Raw genomic sequence first — 17,689 nt, forward strand, 5'->3', positions numbered from 1 at the left:
AAGGGAAATGGGTCAAGTAAATAATATAAAGAAATGAATTGTTTGCTTTATAAATATGCGTTTAGGCATCAAAAACAAAAAACCGCTCAAAAAGAGCGGTTTTTTTCAAATAAGACGAATCTTATTTTTCAACGCCAGCAGCTTGACCTGCATATTTCGCGTTTGCATAATCCCAGTTTACAAGGCTTTCAAGGAAAGTCTTGATGTAAACAGGACGTGCATTACGGAAGTCGATGTAGTAAGCATGTTCCCAAACGTCAATGGTTAACACTGCAACTTTACCGTGTGCAAGTGGAGTGTCTGCATTTGAAGTTTTAAGGATAGAAAGGTTGCCATTTACTTCGTCAGCAACTAACCAAGCCCAACCTGAACCAAATTGAGTTGTAGCAGCAGCAGCAAATTCTTCAGCGAATTTTTCGTAAGAACCGAATGCTTCATCAATTTTAGCAGCTAAAGCACCTGTTGCTTTACCACCACCGTTTTTAGCCATACAGTTCCAGTAGAATGTGTGGTTCCAAACTTGCGCTGCATTGTTGAAGATACCTGCTTTAGATGCATCACCAGCAGAAGCTGTGATGATTTCTTCTAAAGTTTTACCTTCAAGGTCAGTACCCTTGATTAGGTTGTTTAGGTTAACAACGTAAGTATTGTGGTGTTTGTCGTGGTGGAATTCTAAAGTTTCTTTGCTGATGTGCGGAGCAAGATCTTCGTAGCCATATGGAAGTGCAGGTAAAGTAATGGTTGTCATGTTTCATTCCTTGCAAATTTGCTGGGTTTTACTTTAAGTGCATTTATTGTAAATGATTCTAGAGACAATAGGGCAGTCTTTTAATACACAAAATATGCAAAAATTTTCGCAAGGAGACATATCGGATACACAAGATGTAGTTAGAGCCTTTTGCACGAAATATGTGCATTTGAGCAGGCTCTAAGCTACTTTAATGGGTTTACTGATCTGAATAGACTGCGATCAATAACTAATCTTTAGATTGTAGAGCCATATCATAACGACGATTAACTTCATCCCAATCGACCACATTATAAAAGGCATTGATATATTCAGGACGACGGTTCTGATATTTTAGATAATAGGCATGTTCCCATACATCTAAACCGAGAATGGGGGTATGCCCCCACATAATCGGGGAGTCCTGATTTGCACTACTTTCAACAATGAGTTTGTTTGTAGGGGTCACGCTCAGCCATGCCCAGCCACTGCCAAAACGGCTAATCGCTGCTTTGGTAAATGCATCTTTAAACGCATCAAAACCATCGAGTTGCTCATCAATAGCCGTTGCCACAGCTCCTGTAGGTTGTCCACCGCCTTGTGGACTCATGACGGTCCAAAACAGTGAGTGGTTGGCATGACCACCTGCATTATTGATCACCATATTTTTAAGATCAGTAGAAACATCATTCACTTTTGCAACCAGTTCCTCTACTGAAAGTTTCTCCCATTCTGTGCCTGCAATCGCGCCATTAATGTTATTGATATAAGTTTGGTGGTGTTTACTGTGGTGAATTTCCATCGTTTTTGTATCAATATTAGGTTCGAGCGCATCGTATGCATAAGGAAGAGTGGGTAAAGAATATGCCATGTGTTTGATTCCTTTAATCATTCAAAATTGTTTATGGATGTTTTTCAAAGCAGTTTTATTATCCGCTTAAAAGTAAATGAGAATCAATATGTTTATTATTTACATTTTTATAGTATGAATTGAAATAAATTTTATGATTCATATTCGTTTGAACCTTAAGCGTATATGAAACAATGATTTTTTGAGTTGATGCTATGCTTTGATACAAGAATAAAAATATTGAAAATAGTATTTTAAATTAATGGCTTGTTTAAATTATGGTTTGGGCTGATATGGTCAGTAAAAGCTTATGGGAGAGCGGGATGAAAAGAGCTTCATCCCAGTGATTGCTTAAATCGGGTTATTTAATTCGAAATAAACATACTCAACATCAAATTGTGCTGTAAGGGCTTGACCTAATCGTTGCACGCCATAGCGCTCAGTCGCATGGTGTCCGCAAGCAAAATAATGCACATCGAGTTCTTTGGCTTCATAGAAAGTACGTTCACTGACTTCACCTGAAATATAGGCATCACAGCCTTGTTCAGCGGCTTTGACAATAAAATCTTGCGCACCACCAGTACAAAAACCGACTTTTTTGATCATGGTCTTGTCTGCAGGAAGATGGGTCACATCAAACTTTAATTTTTCAGAAATGAATTGTTTAAAGTCTTGCACAGGCATCGGTTGTTTTAAATAACCGATATTGCCAATAGGATGACGTTCAGAGGGGTCAAGCGCTTCAATCTGTTCTAGATCGAGCAAATCAGCAATTGCTGCATTGTTTCCAAGACTTGGGTGGCTATCGAGTGGAAGGTGATACGCAACTAAAGAAAGATCATGTTGAATGAGACTCTTAATACGTTTACCGCGCATCCCTGTGATAGGGTAAGCTTCACCTTTCCAAAAATAGCCATGGTGCACCAGTAACAGATCCGCATTTTCTCGAACCGCAGCATCAATCGCATCTTGTGATGCTGTCACCGCAGCTAAAATTTTACGCACTTCAGCCCTACCCTCAATCTGCAGACCATTGGGTGCATAGTCCTTAAATTCGGGAGATTTTAGAGTTTGGTCACACCATTGGATAATGTCTTGTAATTTTGCCATATCGACTTAAAAACTCATTTAAATTGATTAGATCGGAACTTATTGTTTATTGTAACTAAAGCATGACAAAACTCTTGCTTATTTTTGTGCTAGAGGTTGAATTTCGCTTTACAATAGGCATAAATTACTTAGTCATCAATGAATTAAAACATTTTAGAGGGTGAAATCGTGCGCAGGACTTTTTCCTGGTTACCTTGGGTATTACTCATTTTAGTCATTGCTGGATTTTTTGCGTGGCAGCAGTATCAAAAACCAAAAGCGCCTGTAGCTTCGGACGGTATCAAAATGCCTGCTGAAAAGGTCGAACCTTTAATTAATACGACGCGTACGGGTGGGGTGGTTTCTTATAGTGCTGCGGTGAAAGTGGCTGCGCCAGCAGTGGTGAATATTTTTACTACACAGAAAGTTAAACAACTCGATCATCCTCTACTTAATGATCCTGCATTCCGTGAGTTTTTTGGTAATCAAATTCCAGATCAGTTTAGTCAAAATAAAAATGAAAACAGTTTGGGGTCTGGAGTAATTGTTCGCCCAGATGGTTATATTTTGACAAATAACCATGTGATTGCTCAAGCAGATCAAATTGTGGTCGCACTGAATGATGGCCGCCGTGCAGTGGCAAAGGTGATTGGTACAGATCCTGATACGGATTTGGCTGTGATTAAAATAGAACTATCCGATTTGCCTGTCTTACCGTTTAAGTTGAGTGGTAATGAAGTCGGTGATGTTGTATTGGCGATTGGTAATCCCTTTGGTGTGGGTCAAACAGTAACTCAGGGGATTGTGTCGGCAACTGGGCGCTCTGATTTAGGCATTAATACCTATGAAGATTTCATTCAAACCGATGCTGCGATTAACCCAGGTAACTCAGGTGGCGCGCTGATTGATGTTGCAGGGAATTTAATCGGGGTCAATACCGCAATTTTCTCGCAATCTGGTGGTTCTTTAGGCATTGGTTTTGCGATTCCTGCAAAAATTTGTCAACAGGTACTAAATTCTATTCTCAAAGATGGTCGTGTTGTTCGTGGCTGGTTAGGTATTAGCTTACTTCCTGTCGAGCAAGTGAATATTTTAGAGCCGAAAGGACCAGGTGTGGTTGTAGCGGACGTATTGAAAAATGGCCCAGCTGCAAATGCTGGTTTAAAGAAAGGCGATAAAATTATTAAAGTAAATGAAGAGGTGATTACTTCAACTTCACATTTAATTAACTTTGTTGCGTTACAAGCTCCCAATAGCACCATTCAAATCTCGATTGAGCGTGATGGAAAACCAATGAACGTTGCTGTGGTCGTGGGGGAGAGAAAAGAGCAAAGTCAAGATTCACAGTTTATACCCTTACCTGAATAATACTGTAAACCATAAAAAATGCCTCTGTACTCAGAGGCATTTTTTATGGATGCTATGAATCAATGTAATTAAAGTTGCGGGTGGGTACAGGTTCTGGGCTTAAGAATCATTTGGTTATTTAGAGTTAAGGAATTGAAGACACTTACTGACTTTTTATCTCATTGTGTATGAGTTGTCCTTAAAAAGATCGAGATGCTTTGGATACTTTCTGCAATTTATAGTGAAATCTATACGAGCCTGTGACAGACAGAGCAGTCTATTTACTTGTAGTTGACTGAAATATTAATTCAAGTTCTTTGAAAAATTGTCTGGGTGGAGACTTATCGAATTTTCATGCAATTTATCATTAGCTCTATTGAATTTAGCTGAAATTTGAACAACTTATCATGATGATGAATCATCTTCGCCATACGGTAAGGCTAAAAAACTATACTTGAGTATAAACGAATCCCCTCGCGTGTCTTGAGCTACGCTACAGTTTGGAGATATTTAGGTTACATATGCCTTTTCTAAATATATTCTTCATCGAATTCAGTTTGTTAGTACAGCGGATGGTTTCCGTTATATGCAATTATGGCTCGATTTTTAGATAGAACAGTCTCTGGAGAATTACTATTTATGAGGTGTTTTATATAAGTGAAGTTGGAGGGTGTTTTGAATCGACAAGCCTGTTTTAGGGATATGATGCGTGAAAAAAAATAGCGACCGAAGTCGCTATTTTTGTATTTAAAAATTAAGCTTCTTGTTGGATACCCGCAACTAACCAGTCTTGGCTAGAACCCGCAGGTTTTACAAAATGCCAAACTTCAGTAAACGGCTGAGGTAAGCTGTTAAGATCTTCACTTACTGTACCCGTAAAACGTACACTTACTACGTATTGACCATTTTCAGTTGCAGAATCTGTAACCATCGCATTCAGGTTTGAAAATTCAGCTACATCTTGATCTTGATTTGCCATGATATCTTGATACATAGACTGATAAAGATCTGGTGTTAAATAACGCTGAATCTCAGAAATGTTACTTGCTGTATTCATAGATTGAATATGGTTAAAACGTTGACGTGCGATACGTAAGAACGCAGCGGGCTCTGTACCATCAGGAAGCTGACTGCCACTGTTGGTATATGCTGCGCCAAAAGGTGCATTGTTCTGCGGAGCAGCAGTTGAACCACCTACGGATTGACCAAAGATGTTGGTACTGTCGTTAGATGTACGTGGTGCAGCTTGTTGGCCAAACGGTGATTGATTAGAACCACTGTTTGGCGCATAAGGATTAGCCGCTACTTTTTTTTTTGCGCCCATTTTACGGAAAATGAAGAAAGCAACAGCAGCGGCAAGTAAAATCCAAATCCAACTTGGAATGCCACCTTTTTCTTCCTGTGCTTGCGCTTGAGAAGCAGAATTGTCATCTGCCAATGCATTTGCAGCAACAGCACCAATTGCAGCACCCGCTACACCTGCTGCAACCATACCCCCTACGCCTGGGCCAGATTTAGCTGGAGCCGTTGCAGGCGCAGTAGGTTGTTGAGCTGGAGTTGCTTGACGAGGTTGTTGATAAGACTGAGTTGGTGCAGCTTGACGGCTCATGCCGTGGCTTTTACCACCACCTGCACGTTTAGCTTCTGCAGCTAAAGGTGCAACTAAAAGAGCCGCTGTTAATAAACCAGCAATCAAGCCACGCTGTCGAACTTCCATCAAATTTTCCTACTCTATAAAAAATAAATATTGACTCTACCTTTATGCAGTCTTTTATCCTAAATTTCAATAAAAAACGTGTATATTTTAGTTGAGTTCATCACTTAAGCTCATTGCTTCGGTTAAAGCTTCATGTAAGCGTGCAACTGAAATGACGGTAACACCTGCAATATCTTTTTGTGGTGCATTACCACGAGGCAGAATAATGTATTTAAATCCATGTTTAATGGCTTCTTTTAAACGTTCTTGACCATTAGGAACAGGGCGAATTTCACCTGAGAGTCCGACTTCACCAAAAACAGCTAACTGTTGTGGCAAGGCTTTCGCTCGAAGACTAGAGGCACAGGCCAATAAGACGGCTAAATCAGAGCCTGTTTCGGTGATCTTTAACCCTCCAACCACGTTCACGTAAACATCTTGTCCAGATGTTTGCACGCCACCATGACGATGCATGACTGCCAAAAGCATATTTAAACGGTTTTGTTCTAAGCCTAAAGCGACCCGACGTGGTTGACCATGCGCATCATCCACCAAAGCTTGCACTTCGACCAAGAGTGGGCGAGTACCTTCACGGCTAATCATCACGATTGAACCGGGAATCGCCTCATCATAACGGCTTAAAAAAATTGCCGATGGATTCGCTACTTCTCTTAAGCCTTTATCTGTCATGCCAAAAACACCGAGTTCATTGACTGCGCCAAAACGGTTTTTAACAGCACGAATCATTCGGTAACGTGAGTCGGATTGACCTTCAAAATACAACACGCAGTCCACCATATGCTCAAGTACACGGGGCCCTGCCAGTGAACCTTCTTTGGTGACGTGTCCCACAATAAACAGTGCGGTTCCACTATTTTTAGCAAAACGTGTCAGTAAGGCTGCAGATTCACGAATTTGAGATACACCGCCTGGTGCAGATTGGAGTGTCTCGGTATACAGTGTTTGGATCGAATCCAAAATAGCCACAGCAGGGCGTTCATGTGCAAGCACTTCACAAATACGCTCAACACAGGTTTCTGCCATAACTTTGAGTTTATCTGTTGGTAGGTCGAGGCGGCTTGCACGTAAAGCAACTTGAGAGAGTGATTCTTCACCAGTGACATACAAGGCTGCGCTATTGGCTGCCGCCATATGGGTTGCTGTTTGCAGTAAAATGGTCGATTTACCAATACCAGGATCCCCCCCGATTAGGACGACAGAACCTGTAACTAAGCCCCCCCCTAACACCCGATCAAATTCGCCTATCCCTGTTGCTAGGCGTGTTTCATGCGAAACTGAAATTTGGTTTAATGTGGTAATTGCTGCGGCTTGACCTGCATACCCCCCGCCCATTTTAGGTTGTGCGCGATGGCTGATAGCAGGGGCAATACTGACTTCATTTAAGCTGTTCCATTCACCACACTCTGAACATTGGCCTGCCCATTTTGGGTGATCTGCGCCACATTGTTCGCAACGATATACACTTTTTACTTTTGCCATGCTCGATTGGGTGCACTATTTTAAGATTAGACTGCTTCACAGCATACAGAGGATTGGATTTGAAATGAATGCTCAAAATCAAAAAGCCACCCGAAGGTGGCTTTGATATACAGACTTGCAAAGGAATTTTCAAAGAGACTTAATACAACTCACCTGATTTTCGTTTTTCGATAAAATCACGTGACTCTTTCACAATGACTGTTGAGAGTAATAGTAAAGCAATTAAGTTTGGAACGGCCATTAAACCATTAAAGGTGTCTGCAAATAACCATACGAGATCAAGAGATGCAACGCAGCCAATGAAAACGGATGCGATGTAAATAATGCGGTACAAGAGGACATACTTTTCGCCCAGTAAATAAGTACAGCATTTTTCACCGTAGTAGCACCAACCTAAAATGGTCGAATAAGCAAAGAACACAATACCAAAAGTCACGATCCAACCACCGACTCCAGGAAGTAACTTATCGAAAACATGGGTTGTTAAAACTGCGCCTGTTTCGCCTCCAAAGCTATTGCCAGCCATGATAAAGCCCATGACCAATACAATCCCCGTAATACTACAAACAATAATAGTGTCAATGAAGGTGCCTGTCATAGAGACCAAACCTTGACGTGCAGGGTGATCTGTTTTTGCAGCAGCGGCGGCAATTGGTGCCGAGCCCATACCTGCTTCATTTGAGAAGACGCCACGTGCAACACCATAACGAATCACCGCACCAATCGCACCACCCGCTACTGCTTCACCAGTAAAGGCATCCCGGAAAATTAGCTCAAGTGCAGGCATAACCAATTCAAGATGGTTAAAGATAATGATCAGACCGCCGAGGACATAGCCGATAGCCATGATGGGAACAATGAAAGAAGCTGCTTTAGAAATAGACTTAATTCCACCCAAAATCACTAAGGCAGAAAATACAGTAATGACGATGCCTGTGATCCATGTTGCAACTCCTGTGCTGTTTTCTATAGCTAGGGCAACGGTGTTGGACTGTACGGAACTACCAATACCAAATGAAGCCAACGTGCCAAAAAGGGCGAAAATTAGTGCCAACCATTTCCATTTTAAGCCACGTTCAATGTAGTACATTGGGCCACCCGACATTTCGCCTTTTTCATTTTTGATGCGGTATTTTACGGCCAGTACACCTTCACCATATTTGGTGGCCATACCGAACAGCGCAGTCATCCACATCCAAAACACAGCCCCTGGACCACCTAAAACACAGGCTGTTGCCACACCTGCAATATTACCTGTACCAATAGTCGCTGATAGCGCGGTCATCAATGACGCAAAATGAGAAATATCTCCTGCATGTGATTTGGCATCCTCGTGTTTTCCAAAAACTTGTTTAAAGGCCAAAGGCAACATGCGAATTTGCCAAAAAAATAAACGTAGGGTGAGAAATATACCTGTCCCAACAATGAGGACCAGCATGTAGGGCCCCCAGACCCAGCCACTGATCATTTCCATAAATGTTTGTAAATTTTCTGTATTCATTTTTCTTTTGATCCTCTATGTTTTAAAACTTGAAATTTCTATAAAAAATTTGAGTTTTATTAAGCAATTGATATGCCATAGTCATGCATCCTGCACGATTTCTTGTCTTTTTTAGTCTTGGTCTATTTGTTGCATGGAATTTATTTTTTGACAAGCATTTTGAGATTTTTTTCTGAACAGCCTTTGGAGCATGATTTATTCCAAGGGAAATATAAGAAAAATTAATTAACTTTTCAAAATATGTTGAAAAAATAGATTAATGCAATTTTGTTTTTATTTTTGTGTTTTTTTCGGGTAATTTTGGCGGTTGGATATATAAGATGACATCAAGAATGAGTTTAGAAAATACAGAATCGACCTCTGAACAAGGCGATTTAAAACGGAGTTTGTCCAATAGGCATTTACAATTAATTGCGATTGGCGGTGCAATTGGTACAGGTCTCTTTATGGGGTCGGGGAAGACCATTAGCCTTGCTGGGCCGTCTATTCTCATCATCTACATGATTATTGGTTTTATGGTGTTTTTGGTCATGCGTGCGCTTGGCGAATTACTACTATCGAACTTGAAATATAAGTCATTTATTGACTTTTCAACGGATTTGATTGGGCCGTGGGCAGGTTATTTTGTCGGTTGGACATACTGGTTATGTTGGATCACGATTGGTATTGCTGACTTATCAGCCATTATTTATTACCTGCAGTTCTTTAATGGAGGCTTGCCTTTCACTCCGGGTGAGGGGGTGATGATCAGTATTGCCGCCATAGTCTTTATCATGGGTTTAAACCTAGTGACAGTGAAGTTGTTTGGTGAGCTTGAATTTTGGTTTGCACTGATCAAAATTATTGCAATTGTTGTGCTCATCGCTGTGGGTTTGTGGATGATCTTCACAGGGTTTACCTCAACAGCAGGTCAGGTCGCATCCTTTACACATCTTTGGTCACATGGAGGGATTTTCCCTACAGGCGTGACAGGCTTCCTTGCTGGTTTCCAAATCGCTATTTTTGCCTTTGTTGGGGTGGAATTGGTAGGTACGACTGCTGCTGAAACCAAAGATCCTGAAAAGAATTTGCCTAAAGCAGTCAACTCGATTCCAATCCGTATCATCATTTTCTATGTGTTGGCTTTAGTGATTGTGATGTCTGTGACTCCATGGAACACAATTGACCCTACAGTCTCGCCATTTGTGAACTTGTTTAGCCAAGCGGGGATTGCTGCTGCTGCCATCATCATGAATTTGGTGGTGCTGTCTTCTGTGATGTCATCCATGAACAGTGGCGTGTTTTCAACTTCGCGCATGTTGTTTGGTTTGTCACGTGAAGAGCAAGGTCCAAAAGCATTTGGTCATTTAAACAAACGTGCTGTTCCTGCCAATGCACTGTATTTTTCTGCAGTGTGTTTGTTGTTGGGTGCAGCGCTTCAATATTTTGTTCCAAATACAGTTGAAGCCTTTACTTTGGCAACCACACTTTCGACGATTTTGTTTATCTGTGTTTGGATTATGATTATCTGGAGCTACATTGTTTACTATAAAACTCGTCCAGAATTACATGCAAAATCAACCTTTAAACTACCAGGCGGTTTATTTACCTGTTGGTTTGTGATTATTTTCTTCATCGGCGTGATTTATGTGCTGTCTTTAGAAGCCGACACCATGAAAGCTTTAATGGTGAGCCCAATTTGGTTCATTATTTTAATTATTGGTTATTTGGGTTTTTACAAACCGAAAAATAAATAATCACTGTGATTGAGAAAAACACCAGTCTTTAACTGGTGTTTTTTTTTCACACACTATAATCTTTAGCGCTTAGTGGTTTGGTCATGTCTCTTGATCAGGTTATACTTCTTCAAAATATTAAATAGGTGGTCAGATGCGTTCTGTCATTTGCTGCATCAGTGTCTTGGTGATGAGTACTGCATTCATTGGTTGTGGTCAATCTGGTGCATTACATATGCCAAATGATCCAAACTACGACAAACGGGCAAAATATTTGCTTTATAAAGATGCCGCTGAAAAACCAGTTGCACAAAAGGAAGACTCAACATCCGTTAAGCAAGAGTTTGCTGCACCTTTAGTTGAAACCAATCAACCTTAATCCCTTAAACGCTTCATAGAAAGGATACATTCATGAGTTTTACCCGCAATCATGGGGTTTTGCAGGCCGAGCAATGCTCACTGCAACAGCTTGCGCAGCAATTTGGTACGCCACTGTATGTTTATTCAAAGGCCACTTTTGAAAAGCATTACACAGAAATGGATCGTGCTTTTGATTTTATTGATCATCAAATTTGCTTTGCGGTCAAGTCGAACTCAAACATTGCAGTATTGAATGTTCTTGCGAAGCTGGGTGCTGGTTTTGACATTGTGACGGGTGGGGAACTGGCTCGAGTGCTAAAAGCTGGTGGTGATGCTTCTAAAATCGTATTTTCGGGTTTAGGTAAAACTGAAGCAGACGTTCAAAAAGCCTTAGAAGTGGGTATTGCATGCTTCAATGTCGAGTCTTATGCAGAGTTGGATCGGATTCAAAAAGTTGCAGCCAAGCTCGGCAAAAAAGCACCGATTTCACTGCGCGTCAATCCAGATGTAGATGCGAAAACGCATCCTTATATTTCAACAGGCTTGAAAGAAAATAAATTTGGGATTCCGTCTGATGCGGTCTTTGAAACCTATGCCTATGCTGCAACCCTACCGAATTTAGAGATTATTGGGATTGACTGCCATATTGGTTCACAGTTGACTGAGACACAACCTTTTGTTGATGCCTTAGATCGTATGATTTTGATGATCAATCAACTGAAAGCGATGGACATTCAGTTGAAACATATCGACATTGGTGGTGGTTTAGGCGTGACTTATAAAGATGAAGTCCCACCAACTGTGTTTGAATATGCCAATGCAATGAAGCCTGCTTTAGAAAAATTAGGTTTGAAAGTGTATATGGAGCCAGGACGTAGTATTTCTGCAAATGCAGGTGTGTTACTGACCAAAGTTGATTTATTGAAGCCGACTGTGCATCGTAACTTTGCCATTATTGATGCAGCTATGAATGACTTGATTCGTCCTGCGTTGTATGAGGCGTGGATGGATATTCAGCCCGTTACACCTCGTTCGGATGTTGAGGAACAAGCGTGGGATGTGGTTGGGGCGATTTGTGAAACGGGTGACTTCTTAGGTAAAGAGCGAATGCTTGCACTGAAAGAAAATGACCTGCTTGCTGTATTGGGTGCAGGAGCCTATGGTTTTGCAATGAGCTCAAATTATAACAGTCGTGGCAGAGCTGCTGAGGTGATGGTGGATGGTGATCAAGCGCATTTGATTCGTGAGCGTGAAACCATTGAGTCACTTTGGGATAAAGAACGTTTATTGCCTGAAGGATAATGCAGATGTTTTTAGAATTTACCAAAATGCATGGTCTAGGCAATGACTTTATGGTGGTTGACCTCATTAGCCAAAGAGCTTTTTTGGATACGGTAACGATTCAACGTTTGGCTGACCGTCATTTTGGCATCGGGTTTGATCAGCTTTTGATTGTTGAACCACCTGACTTACCCAATGTTGACTTCAAATATCGCATTTTTAATGCCGATGGTTCTGAAGTTGAACAGTGTGGTAACGGGGTTCGCTGTTTTGCCCGCTTTGTGCATGAGCGTCAATTGACCACGAAAACCAAGATTAAAGTACAAACCAAAGCAGGAATTGTGGAACCTGAACTCGGCCAAAATGGCTGGGTGCGGGTGAACATGGGCTATCCAAAATTTTTGCCGCAGGAAATTCCATTTATTGCGGATGCGCCTGAAGCTTTGTATGACATTGCTTTGGCAAATGATGAACAGCTTACAATTGATGTGGTTAACATGGGTAATCCGCATGCAGTCACTATTGTTCCTGATGTGATTAGAGCTGATGTTGCAAGGATTGGTCCTCAGGTGGAGTCGCATGAGCGTTTTCCACAACGTGTCAATGCTGGTTTTATGCAGATTATTGATGAAAAACATGCGCGTTTGCGTGTGTTCGAGCGTGGTGTAGGCGAAACACTTGCATGTGGTACAGGGGCATGCGCCGCAGCAGTTTCTGGTATGCGCCGTGGCTTACTGGCCTCATCAGTTGAGATCGAGCTAGCTGGTGGTAAGTTACATATCGAATGGCGTGACGGTGATGTGGTTTGGATGACAGGTCCAACCGCAAATGTCTACGAAGGACGTATTGATCTGAGTTATTACCAAAACTAATTGAGACTCACATAAGAAGCACTGATTCGTCAGTGCTTTTTTTATGCAAAATGAAAGACACATCTAAAAAGCTTAGACAGTGTTACTATGCAAAATATAAGCATTCTTTATTTGACTGAACAATAGAGGCGATTTGTGACCTTTGAGCCCATGCAACTGCTCGCGATGTGGTTAAAACAACGAGAAATACAAAACCAGTCTGCGCATACTTTGCAGGCTTATGAGCGTGATGTGTCTGATTTTTTACTGTTCTGTGAGCAGAAAAAACTTCAACTTAATGATGTTGAAGCAACCGATTTGCGTGAATATGTGGCACAAAAAGTTGAACATCAACAACTTAGTTCTAGCAGTTTACAGCGGATGTTGTCTGCGATTCGTCAATTTATGAAATGGGCTGAGCAAGGGCAATATTTGGCTTTTAATCCTAGTGATGACTTTCAGCTTAAACGTAAACCACGTCCTTTACCGGGCCTGGTCGATATTGAAACCATCAATCAAATTTTGGATCAGGCTTTACCTGAAAAAGAAGTCGAACAGCAAATGTGGTACCGCGACAAAGCATTGCTTGAGTTGCTCTATGCCAGTGGATTACGCCTAGCAGAAGTACAAGGCTTAAGAATTAAAGATATTGATTTCAATCGACAGTTACTACGTATTACAGGTAAAGGGAATAAAACTAGAGTAGTGCCATTTGGTTCTAAAGCCAAAGAGGCAGTGATGAAATGGCTAAGCATTTATCCACTGTGGAATGGGGACTTTGTTCCTGATGCACAAGTTTTTATTACACAAAAGGGCAATCCTTTGGGGATGCGCCAGATTGAAAATCGGGTCAAGTTTCAAGCACAGCGTGCAGGGGTAAATATTGATCTGCATCCGCACTTACTCAGGCACTGTTTTGCCAGTCACATGCTGTCAAATAGTGGTGACTTACGCGCGGTGCAGGAAATGTTAGGGCATAGTAATTTAAGTACTACACAAATTTATACGCATGTTGATTTTGACCGCCTAGCGCAGGTGTATGACCAGACGCATCCCAGAGCACAGCAGAAATCTAAAAATTAGTTCATTGGTTTTTAAAAATAAAGTCACAAAAGTTTGGTAATATTTCGTTGAATGTTTTCAGCCAAAAGTTGATTTAAGTGAGCTAAGAATAAAGTGGATACAAAAAAAGCAGAATATTAATAAAAAATTCGGCATTATTTTTGCTTTGTAATCATTGAAATAAACCCATTTGGTGACTGCGCTTAACTCGAAAAAACACTATTATGAACTTTTGTAGAATAATCATTTAGCAAAAATTAGAGTATAAACTTAAAAATAGGATTGGCTTGTTGTTCCCTGTTCAGAAAAATGGTGACTTTAAGCTTATATTGAAAATGACAAGTGTGAATATAGGTCAGTAGATGATTTCAGATATACAAGCAAAGTATGATCAACTTAGTTCAGCGCAAAAAGATATTTTTGCGGGTTATGGACTACGTCAAGTTAAACACTTTGTTGAAATTAGTTTAGCCAATATTGAGCCAGTACTGCCTGAAAATGCATTTGTTCAAGGGGTTAATGCTGCGGGTAAAGTTCAGGCGTTTAATCCAGAAACTGGACAATATTATCTTTGGATTTCTGATTTACAGTGGCAAGCAACAACTCAGCCATCAAATAGCATTGATTTGAAAGAGGACTTTCTTGAAGTCTGGAAAATTTTTAATCTTGAACAATATGAATTGATTGATTTAAGTCATATTCATCGTGATTTTTTAGAAAGTCAGTTGGCTTAATGCTATAGAGTGTATGCTCAAATAGCGGGCTGTTTTGATCGAGTTTTGGATGATTAAAATAGCCACGATGTTGCATGGCCAGACGTTTCATCATGGCTTCAGAAGCTATATCCTGAACTGCGGTAAAGGCAACGATTTCATTTAATTTTAAAATAGAAAAAGCAAAAAATAAGCAAGCCTGTGCCGCTTCAGTTGCATAACCTTGATGCCAAAACTTTGGATCAAATTGCCAACTGATTTTAATACAAGGTGAAAAATCAAAGCGTTCAGGTTGAATATGTAAACCTGTATATCCAATAAACTTTCGCTTGTACTTCAATTCAACCGCTCAAAAGCCCAACCATTTTGATTGATGAATTGTTGAAATGTTTGCGTGAGCGGACTTGGAAAATAACCTATCACTTGGGCATCGGCATTTAACTTTGCAAACGCATCAAAATCATTTGCATGTCATGATCTTCAGCGTAAACGCTGAGTTTCAATGCTAAAAGGTTTTGATCTGGTCATCAAATTTCATCAAGCGGGAGCTGAAAACTTTGCTTAATAATTTGGCTAGGCAGGTCTGTTTTGACACTGGTAATGCCATTCTTTTTAGTTAAATGTGTCGATTGAAACTTGCGATAGCTTTCTAAATCAGGTACCACGACTTTCAGCATTGCATCGCATTCTCCTAAAATAATGTAGCACTCCATAACTTGAGGGAGTTCTTTCATTGCCTCAATAAAAGTATCAATGGTTTCCGCATCCTGTCCCACCAACCAAATACGTGAAAACAGAATCAATTGCAGACCAATTTTTTGCGGGTCGACCACAGTTGTATAGTTTTGAATGACACCTGCTTCTTCTAAAAGTTTGACACGTCTTAAACACGATGAGGGTGAAAGGCCAATTTCACGGGCTAGGTCATTATTTTGAATACGGCCATTGTCTTGCAAATAGCGAATGATATTTTTATCAATACGATCAAGTTTTATACGCACAGACTTTGGTGATTGTTTCATATCTTAGAATATAATTTGAAAAATACGTTTTATTATAGAATAAATTGAAAGCCAATTTTGTAATATTTCGCACATACTAATTTTCACTTTCTAAAACATGAAAGGGGAAAGGAAATGTCTGTATATGTACTCTTTGCACTCACAGTGCTACCGCTGATTTTTACACCTGGGCCAGATATGTTATTTATTTTGTCTCAAGTTATGGTCAAAGATGCAAAAGCAGGCATGATGGCAACAGTTGGTGTATGTACAGGCTACTTACTCCATTCCATTTTAGTGGCTTTGGGTATTGCAGCCATTATTGTATCGTTTCCTGTTTTGTTTGAAACTATTCGTTGGTTAGGAATTGGCTATTTATTGTATTTGGCCTTTGGTTTATTAAAGTCAGTGTTTAGTAGCAAAAAACTGCAACTGGAACGTCAAGTGGAACGTAATCCAATCAAAAAAGGCTTTTTTACCGCGCTATTAAACCCTAAGGGAATGTTGATTTACTTTGCAATTTTACCGCAATTTATAGATAAGTCAGGTGATACAGTTAGCCAAGGCCTGATCCTTTCTTTACTGTTTATTGCGATGATTTTTGTGGTGTACTGTAGTTTGAGCTTTGTTTTTGCAAAAATCACACAGAAGTCTCAAATAGATGCGCGTAAACAAAAATGGATTGATGGCACTTCTGGAAGTTTGTTGGCTTTGGCTGCAACATGGCTCATTGTGAACTAAGCTGAGATCAAAAGCATGTCTGAATGACATGCTTTTTTTTTAATTGCGCTTTCAATAAAACGTCATAAATAGCTTATATGATGTGATGTGGAAATGCAGAGAGTGTGACTTTAATTTACTCGAAAGCATTTCTATCTTAAATGACAAATTTCAACACCAATACAAAGATGTGAACAGACAGTCAATAACTCGTAGTTGAAGCAAATTCGCAGAAAAGAAATCAGATCTGCCAATAATACAAATCAAATAAAAACATAATAAAAATCAATCCTTAATATATGTATGATTTTGTGCAAATAAACTGCGTATAAAAAAGTATGAACGCGACGTTCAGCTAAAATTACGCATTTTTACAGCTCTTTGATGAATTGTGACTTGACCGAAATGCCGTACACATTGCAAGATAGGGCACCTAAAAAAATTTAAGTGAAGAGTTAAACTAACTTTTCTCAACATTTACATTTGCTAAAACAGCCGAGGATTACATGAAGGCTCTTGTTGCTGTAAAACGTGTGGTTGATGCCAACGTTAAAGTTCGCGTTAAGCCGGACAACAGTGGTGTTGACTTAACAAACGTTAAAATGTCAATTAACCCATTCTGTGAAATCGCAGTGGAAGAAGCGGTTCGCTTAAAAGAAAAAGGAACTGTTTCAGAAATCGTTGTTGTTTCTATTGGTCCTAAAGAAGCGCAAGAACAGATTCGTTCTGCAATGGCGCTTGGTGCTGACCGTGGTATCTTGGTTGAAGCTGATGACAGCCAACTGGGTGCTTTAGAAATTGCGAAAGTGTTGAAAGGCGTTGTTGACGCTGAACAACCTCAGTTGATTCTTCTTGGTAAGCAAGCAATTGATGATGACTCTAACCAAGTTGGTCAAATGCTTGGCGCACTTCTAGGTGCAGGTCAAGGTACTTTTGCTTCTGAAGTTAAAGTTGATGGCGATAAAGTACAAGTAACGCGTGAAATCGACGGTGGTTTACAAACTGTTGAGCTTGCACTTCCAGCAATCATCACGACTGACTTACGTTTGAACGAGCCACGCTATGCTGCTCTTCCAAACATTATGAAAGCGCGTAAAAAACCGCTTGATACAAAGTCGCCTGCTGATTTTGGTGTTACGACAACAACTAAACTGAAAACAGTTAAAGTTGAAGCACCTGCTGAACGTAAAGCTGGTGTACAAGTGAAGTCTGTAGACGAGCTTGTAGAAAAACTAAAAAATGAAGCGAAAGTGATCTAATACAGAAGGATAAAATC

At 40.3% G+C, this 17,689-nt stretch carries 17 protein-coding genes; 9 read left to right on the forward strand and 8 right to left on the reverse strand.

Features of this window, described 5'->3' with window-relative positions; all coding sequences use genetic code 11:
* Nucleotides 1–121: 121 nt before the first annotated feature.
* The 3 genes from sodB to ACE01U_RS11575 all read right to left on the reverse strand — a co-directional run bounded on the left by sodB (nt 122) and on the right by ACE01U_RS11575 (nt 2,687).
* The gene (gene sodB / locus ACE01U_RS11565; RefSeq protein WP_010327236.1) at nt 122–748 is read right to left on the reverse strand and encodes a superoxide dismutase SodB; all 627 of its coding nucleotides are present in this window, start codon (nt 746–748) and stop codon (nt 122–124) included.
* 229 nt (nt 749–977) lie between these two features.
* Nucleotides 978–1,598 (reverse strand): superoxide dismutase, encoded by a 621-nt coding sequence (locus ACE01U_RS11570; RefSeq protein WP_395579524.1) that lies wholly within the window; start codon nt 1,596–1,598, stop codon nt 978–980.
* Nucleotides 1,599–1,928: 330 nt separating this feature from the next.
* A complete protein-coding gene (locus ACE01U_RS11575) occupies nt 1,929–2,687 on the reverse strand; it encodes a Nif3-like dinuclear metal center hexameric protein (protein WP_119063112.1) in 759 nt (252 codons plus the stop codon).
* A 168-nt stretch (nt 2,688–2,855) separates the two neighbouring features.
* Here ACE01U_RS11575 and ACE01U_RS11580 point away from each other — a divergent pair, with 168 nt between their 5' ends.
* Nucleotides 2,856–4,034, forward strand: coding sequence for a S1C family serine protease (locus ACE01U_RS11580; protein ID WP_086207997.1), 1,179 nt, complete (start codon nt 2,856–2,858; stop codon nt 4,032–4,034).
* A 733-nt stretch (nt 4,035–4,767) separates the two neighbouring features.
* Here ACE01U_RS11580 and ACE01U_RS11585 read toward each other — a convergent pair.
* From ACE01U_RS11585 to ACE01U_RS11595, 3 genes are all read right to left on the reverse strand, one after another.
* Nucleotides 4,768–5,730, reverse strand: a complete 963-nt coding sequence (locus tag ACE01U_RS11585; protein WP_395579525.1) for a Tim44 domain-containing protein — start codon at nt 5,728–5,730, stop codon at nt 4,768–4,770.
* Nucleotides 5,731–5,817: 87 nt separating this feature from the next.
* Nucleotides 5,818–7,209 (reverse strand): DNA repair protein RadA, encoded by a 1,392-nt coding sequence (radA, locus tag ACE01U_RS11590; RefSeq protein WP_119063110.1) that lies wholly within the window; start codon nt 7,207–7,209, stop codon nt 5,818–5,820.
* A gap of 139 nt (nt 7,210–7,348) precedes the next feature.
* Nucleotides 7,349–8,710 carry an alanine/glycine:cation symporter family protein gene (locus tag ACE01U_RS11595; protein WP_086207994.1) on the reverse strand — a complete coding sequence of 454 codons (1,362 nt, stop codon included), beginning with the start codon at nt 8,708–8,710 and terminating at the stop codon, nt 7,349–7,351.
* A gap of 332 nt (nt 8,711–9,042) precedes the next feature.
* Here ACE01U_RS11595 and ACE01U_RS11600 point away from each other — a divergent pair, with 332 nt between their 5' ends.
* The 6 genes from ACE01U_RS11600 (at nt 9,043) to ACE01U_RS11625 (ending at nt 14,713) form a co-directional block, all read left to right on the forward strand.
* Entirely contained in the window at nt 9,043–10,446 is a 1,404-nt protein-coding gene (locus ACE01U_RS11600; RefSeq protein ID WP_395579538.1) for an amino acid permease, read from the forward strand.
* Between the two features lie 133 nt (nt 10,447–10,579).
* Nucleotides 10,580–10,804, forward strand: coding sequence for an LPS translocon maturation chaperone LptM (lptM, locus tag ACE01U_RS11605; RefSeq protein WP_086207992.1), 225 nt, complete (start codon nt 10,580–10,582; stop codon nt 10,802–10,804).
* Between the two features lie 32 nt (nt 10,805–10,836).
* On the forward strand, nt 10,837–12,087 hold the full coding sequence (gene lysA, locus ACE01U_RS11610) for a diaminopimelate decarboxylase (RefSeq protein WP_119063107.1): 1,251 nt from the start codon (nt 10,837–10,839) through the stop codon (nt 12,085–12,087).
* A 5-nt stretch (nt 12,088–12,092) separates the two neighbouring features.
* Nucleotides 12,093–12,938, forward strand: a complete 846-nt coding sequence (gene dapF, locus ACE01U_RS11615; protein ID WP_291374405.1) for a diaminopimelate epimerase — start codon at nt 12,093–12,095, stop codon at nt 12,936–12,938.
* Nucleotides 12,939–13,088: 150 nt separating this feature from the next.
* Nucleotides 13,089–14,000, forward strand: coding sequence for a tyrosine recombinase XerC (locus tag ACE01U_RS11620; protein WP_151706902.1), 912 nt, complete (start codon nt 13,089–13,091; stop codon nt 13,998–14,000).
* 341 nt (nt 14,001–14,341) lie between these two features.
* Nucleotides 14,342–14,713 (forward strand): hypothetical protein, encoded by a 372-nt coding sequence (locus ACE01U_RS11625; protein ID WP_086207989.1) that lies wholly within the window; start codon nt 14,342–14,344, stop codon nt 14,711–14,713.
* Here the strand turns inward: ACE01U_RS11625 and ACE01U_RS11630 are convergent.
* Both ACE01U_RS11630 and ACE01U_RS11635 read right to left on the reverse strand, forming a co-directional pair.
* Nucleotides 14,640–15,032, reverse strand: coding sequence for a GNAT family N-acetyltransferase (locus ACE01U_RS11630; protein WP_395579526.1), 393 nt, complete (start codon nt 15,030–15,032; stop codon nt 14,640–14,642). The genes ACE01U_RS11625 and ACE01U_RS11630 overlap by 74 nt on opposite strands.
* A 187-nt stretch (nt 15,033–15,219) precedes the next feature.
* Entirely contained in the window at nt 15,220–15,714 is a 495-nt protein-coding gene (locus ACE01U_RS11635) for an Lrp/AsnC family transcriptional regulator (RefSeq protein WP_086207988.1), read from the reverse strand.
* 114 nt (nt 15,715–15,828) lie between these two features.
* Between ACE01U_RS11635 and ACE01U_RS11640 the strand changes: the two genes are divergently transcribed.
* On the forward strand, nt 15,829–16,434 hold the full coding sequence (locus ACE01U_RS11640; RefSeq protein WP_395579527.1) for a LysE family translocator: 606 nt from the start codon (nt 15,829–15,831) through the stop codon (nt 16,432–16,434).
* Nucleotides 16,435–16,919: 485 nt separating this feature from the next.
* Entirely contained in the window at nt 16,920–17,672 is a 753-nt protein-coding gene (locus tag ACE01U_RS11645) for an electron transfer flavoprotein subunit beta/FixA family protein (RefSeq protein WP_110974507.1), read from the forward strand.
* Nucleotides 17,673–17,689 lie beyond the last annotated feature (17 nt).

Source organism: Acinetobacter halobius (assembly GCF_044130335.1).
Taxonomy (GTDB): domain Bacteria; phylum Pseudomonadota; class Gammaproteobacteria; order Pseudomonadales; family Moraxellaceae; genus Acinetobacter.

Excerpts from the sequence above, each read along its gene's own strand:
- ACE01U_RS11625 (WP_086207989.1), top strand. The coding sequence starts at position 14,342 with ATGATTTCAGATATACAAGCAAAGTATGATCAACTTAGTTCAGCGCAA.
- ACE01U_RS11575 (WP_119063112.1), bottom strand. The coding sequence starts at position 2,687 with ATGGCAAAATTACAAGACATTATCCAATGGTGTGACCAAACTCTAAAA.
- dapF (WP_291374405.1), top strand. The coding sequence starts at position 12,093 with ATGTTTTTAGAATTTACCAAAATGCATGGTCTAGGCAATGACTTTATG.
- lysA (WP_119063107.1), top strand. The coding sequence starts at position 10,837 with ATGAGTTTTACCCGCAATCATGGGGTTTTGCAGGCCGAGCAATGCTCA.
- ACE01U_RS11640 (WP_395579527.1), top strand. The coding sequence starts at position 15,829 with ATGTCTGTATATGTACTCTTTGCACTCACAGTGCTACCGCTGATTTTT.
- ACE01U_RS11600 (WP_395579538.1), top strand. The coding sequence starts at position 9,043 with ATGAGTTTAGAAAATACAGAATCGACCTCTGAACAAGGCGATTTAAAA.
- radA (WP_119063110.1), bottom strand. The coding sequence starts at position 7,209 with ATGGCAAAAGTAAAAAGTGTATATCGTTGCGAACAATGTGGCGCAGAT.
- ACE01U_RS11645 (WP_110974507.1), top strand. The coding sequence starts at position 16,920 with ATGAAGGCTCTTGTTGCTGTAAAACGTGTGGTTGATGCCAACGTTAAA.
- ACE01U_RS11635 (WP_086207988.1), bottom strand. The coding sequence starts at position 15,714 with ATGAAACAATCACCAAAGTCTGTGCGTATAAAACTTGATCGTATTGAT.
- ACE01U_RS11585 (WP_395579525.1), bottom strand. The coding sequence starts at position 5,730 with ATGGAAGTTCGACAGCGTGGCTTGATTGCTGGTTTATTAACAGCGGCT.
- lptM (WP_086207992.1), top strand. The coding sequence starts at position 10,580 with ATGCGTTCTGTCATTTGCTGCATCAGTGTCTTGGTGATGAGTACTGCA.
- ACE01U_RS11570 (WP_395579524.1), bottom strand. The coding sequence starts at position 1,598 with ATGGCATATTCTTTACCCACTCTTCCTTATGCATACGATGCGCTCGAA.
- ACE01U_RS11620 (WP_151706902.1), top strand. The coding sequence starts at position 13,089 with ATGCAACTGCTCGCGATGTGGTTAAAACAACGAGAAATACAAAACCAG.
- sodB (WP_010327236.1), bottom strand. The coding sequence starts at position 748 with ATGACAACCATTACTTTACCTGCACTTCCATATGGCTACGAAGATCTT.
- ACE01U_RS11595 (WP_086207994.1), bottom strand. The coding sequence starts at position 8,710 with ATGAATACAGAAAATTTACAAACATTTATGGAAATGATCAGTGGCTGG.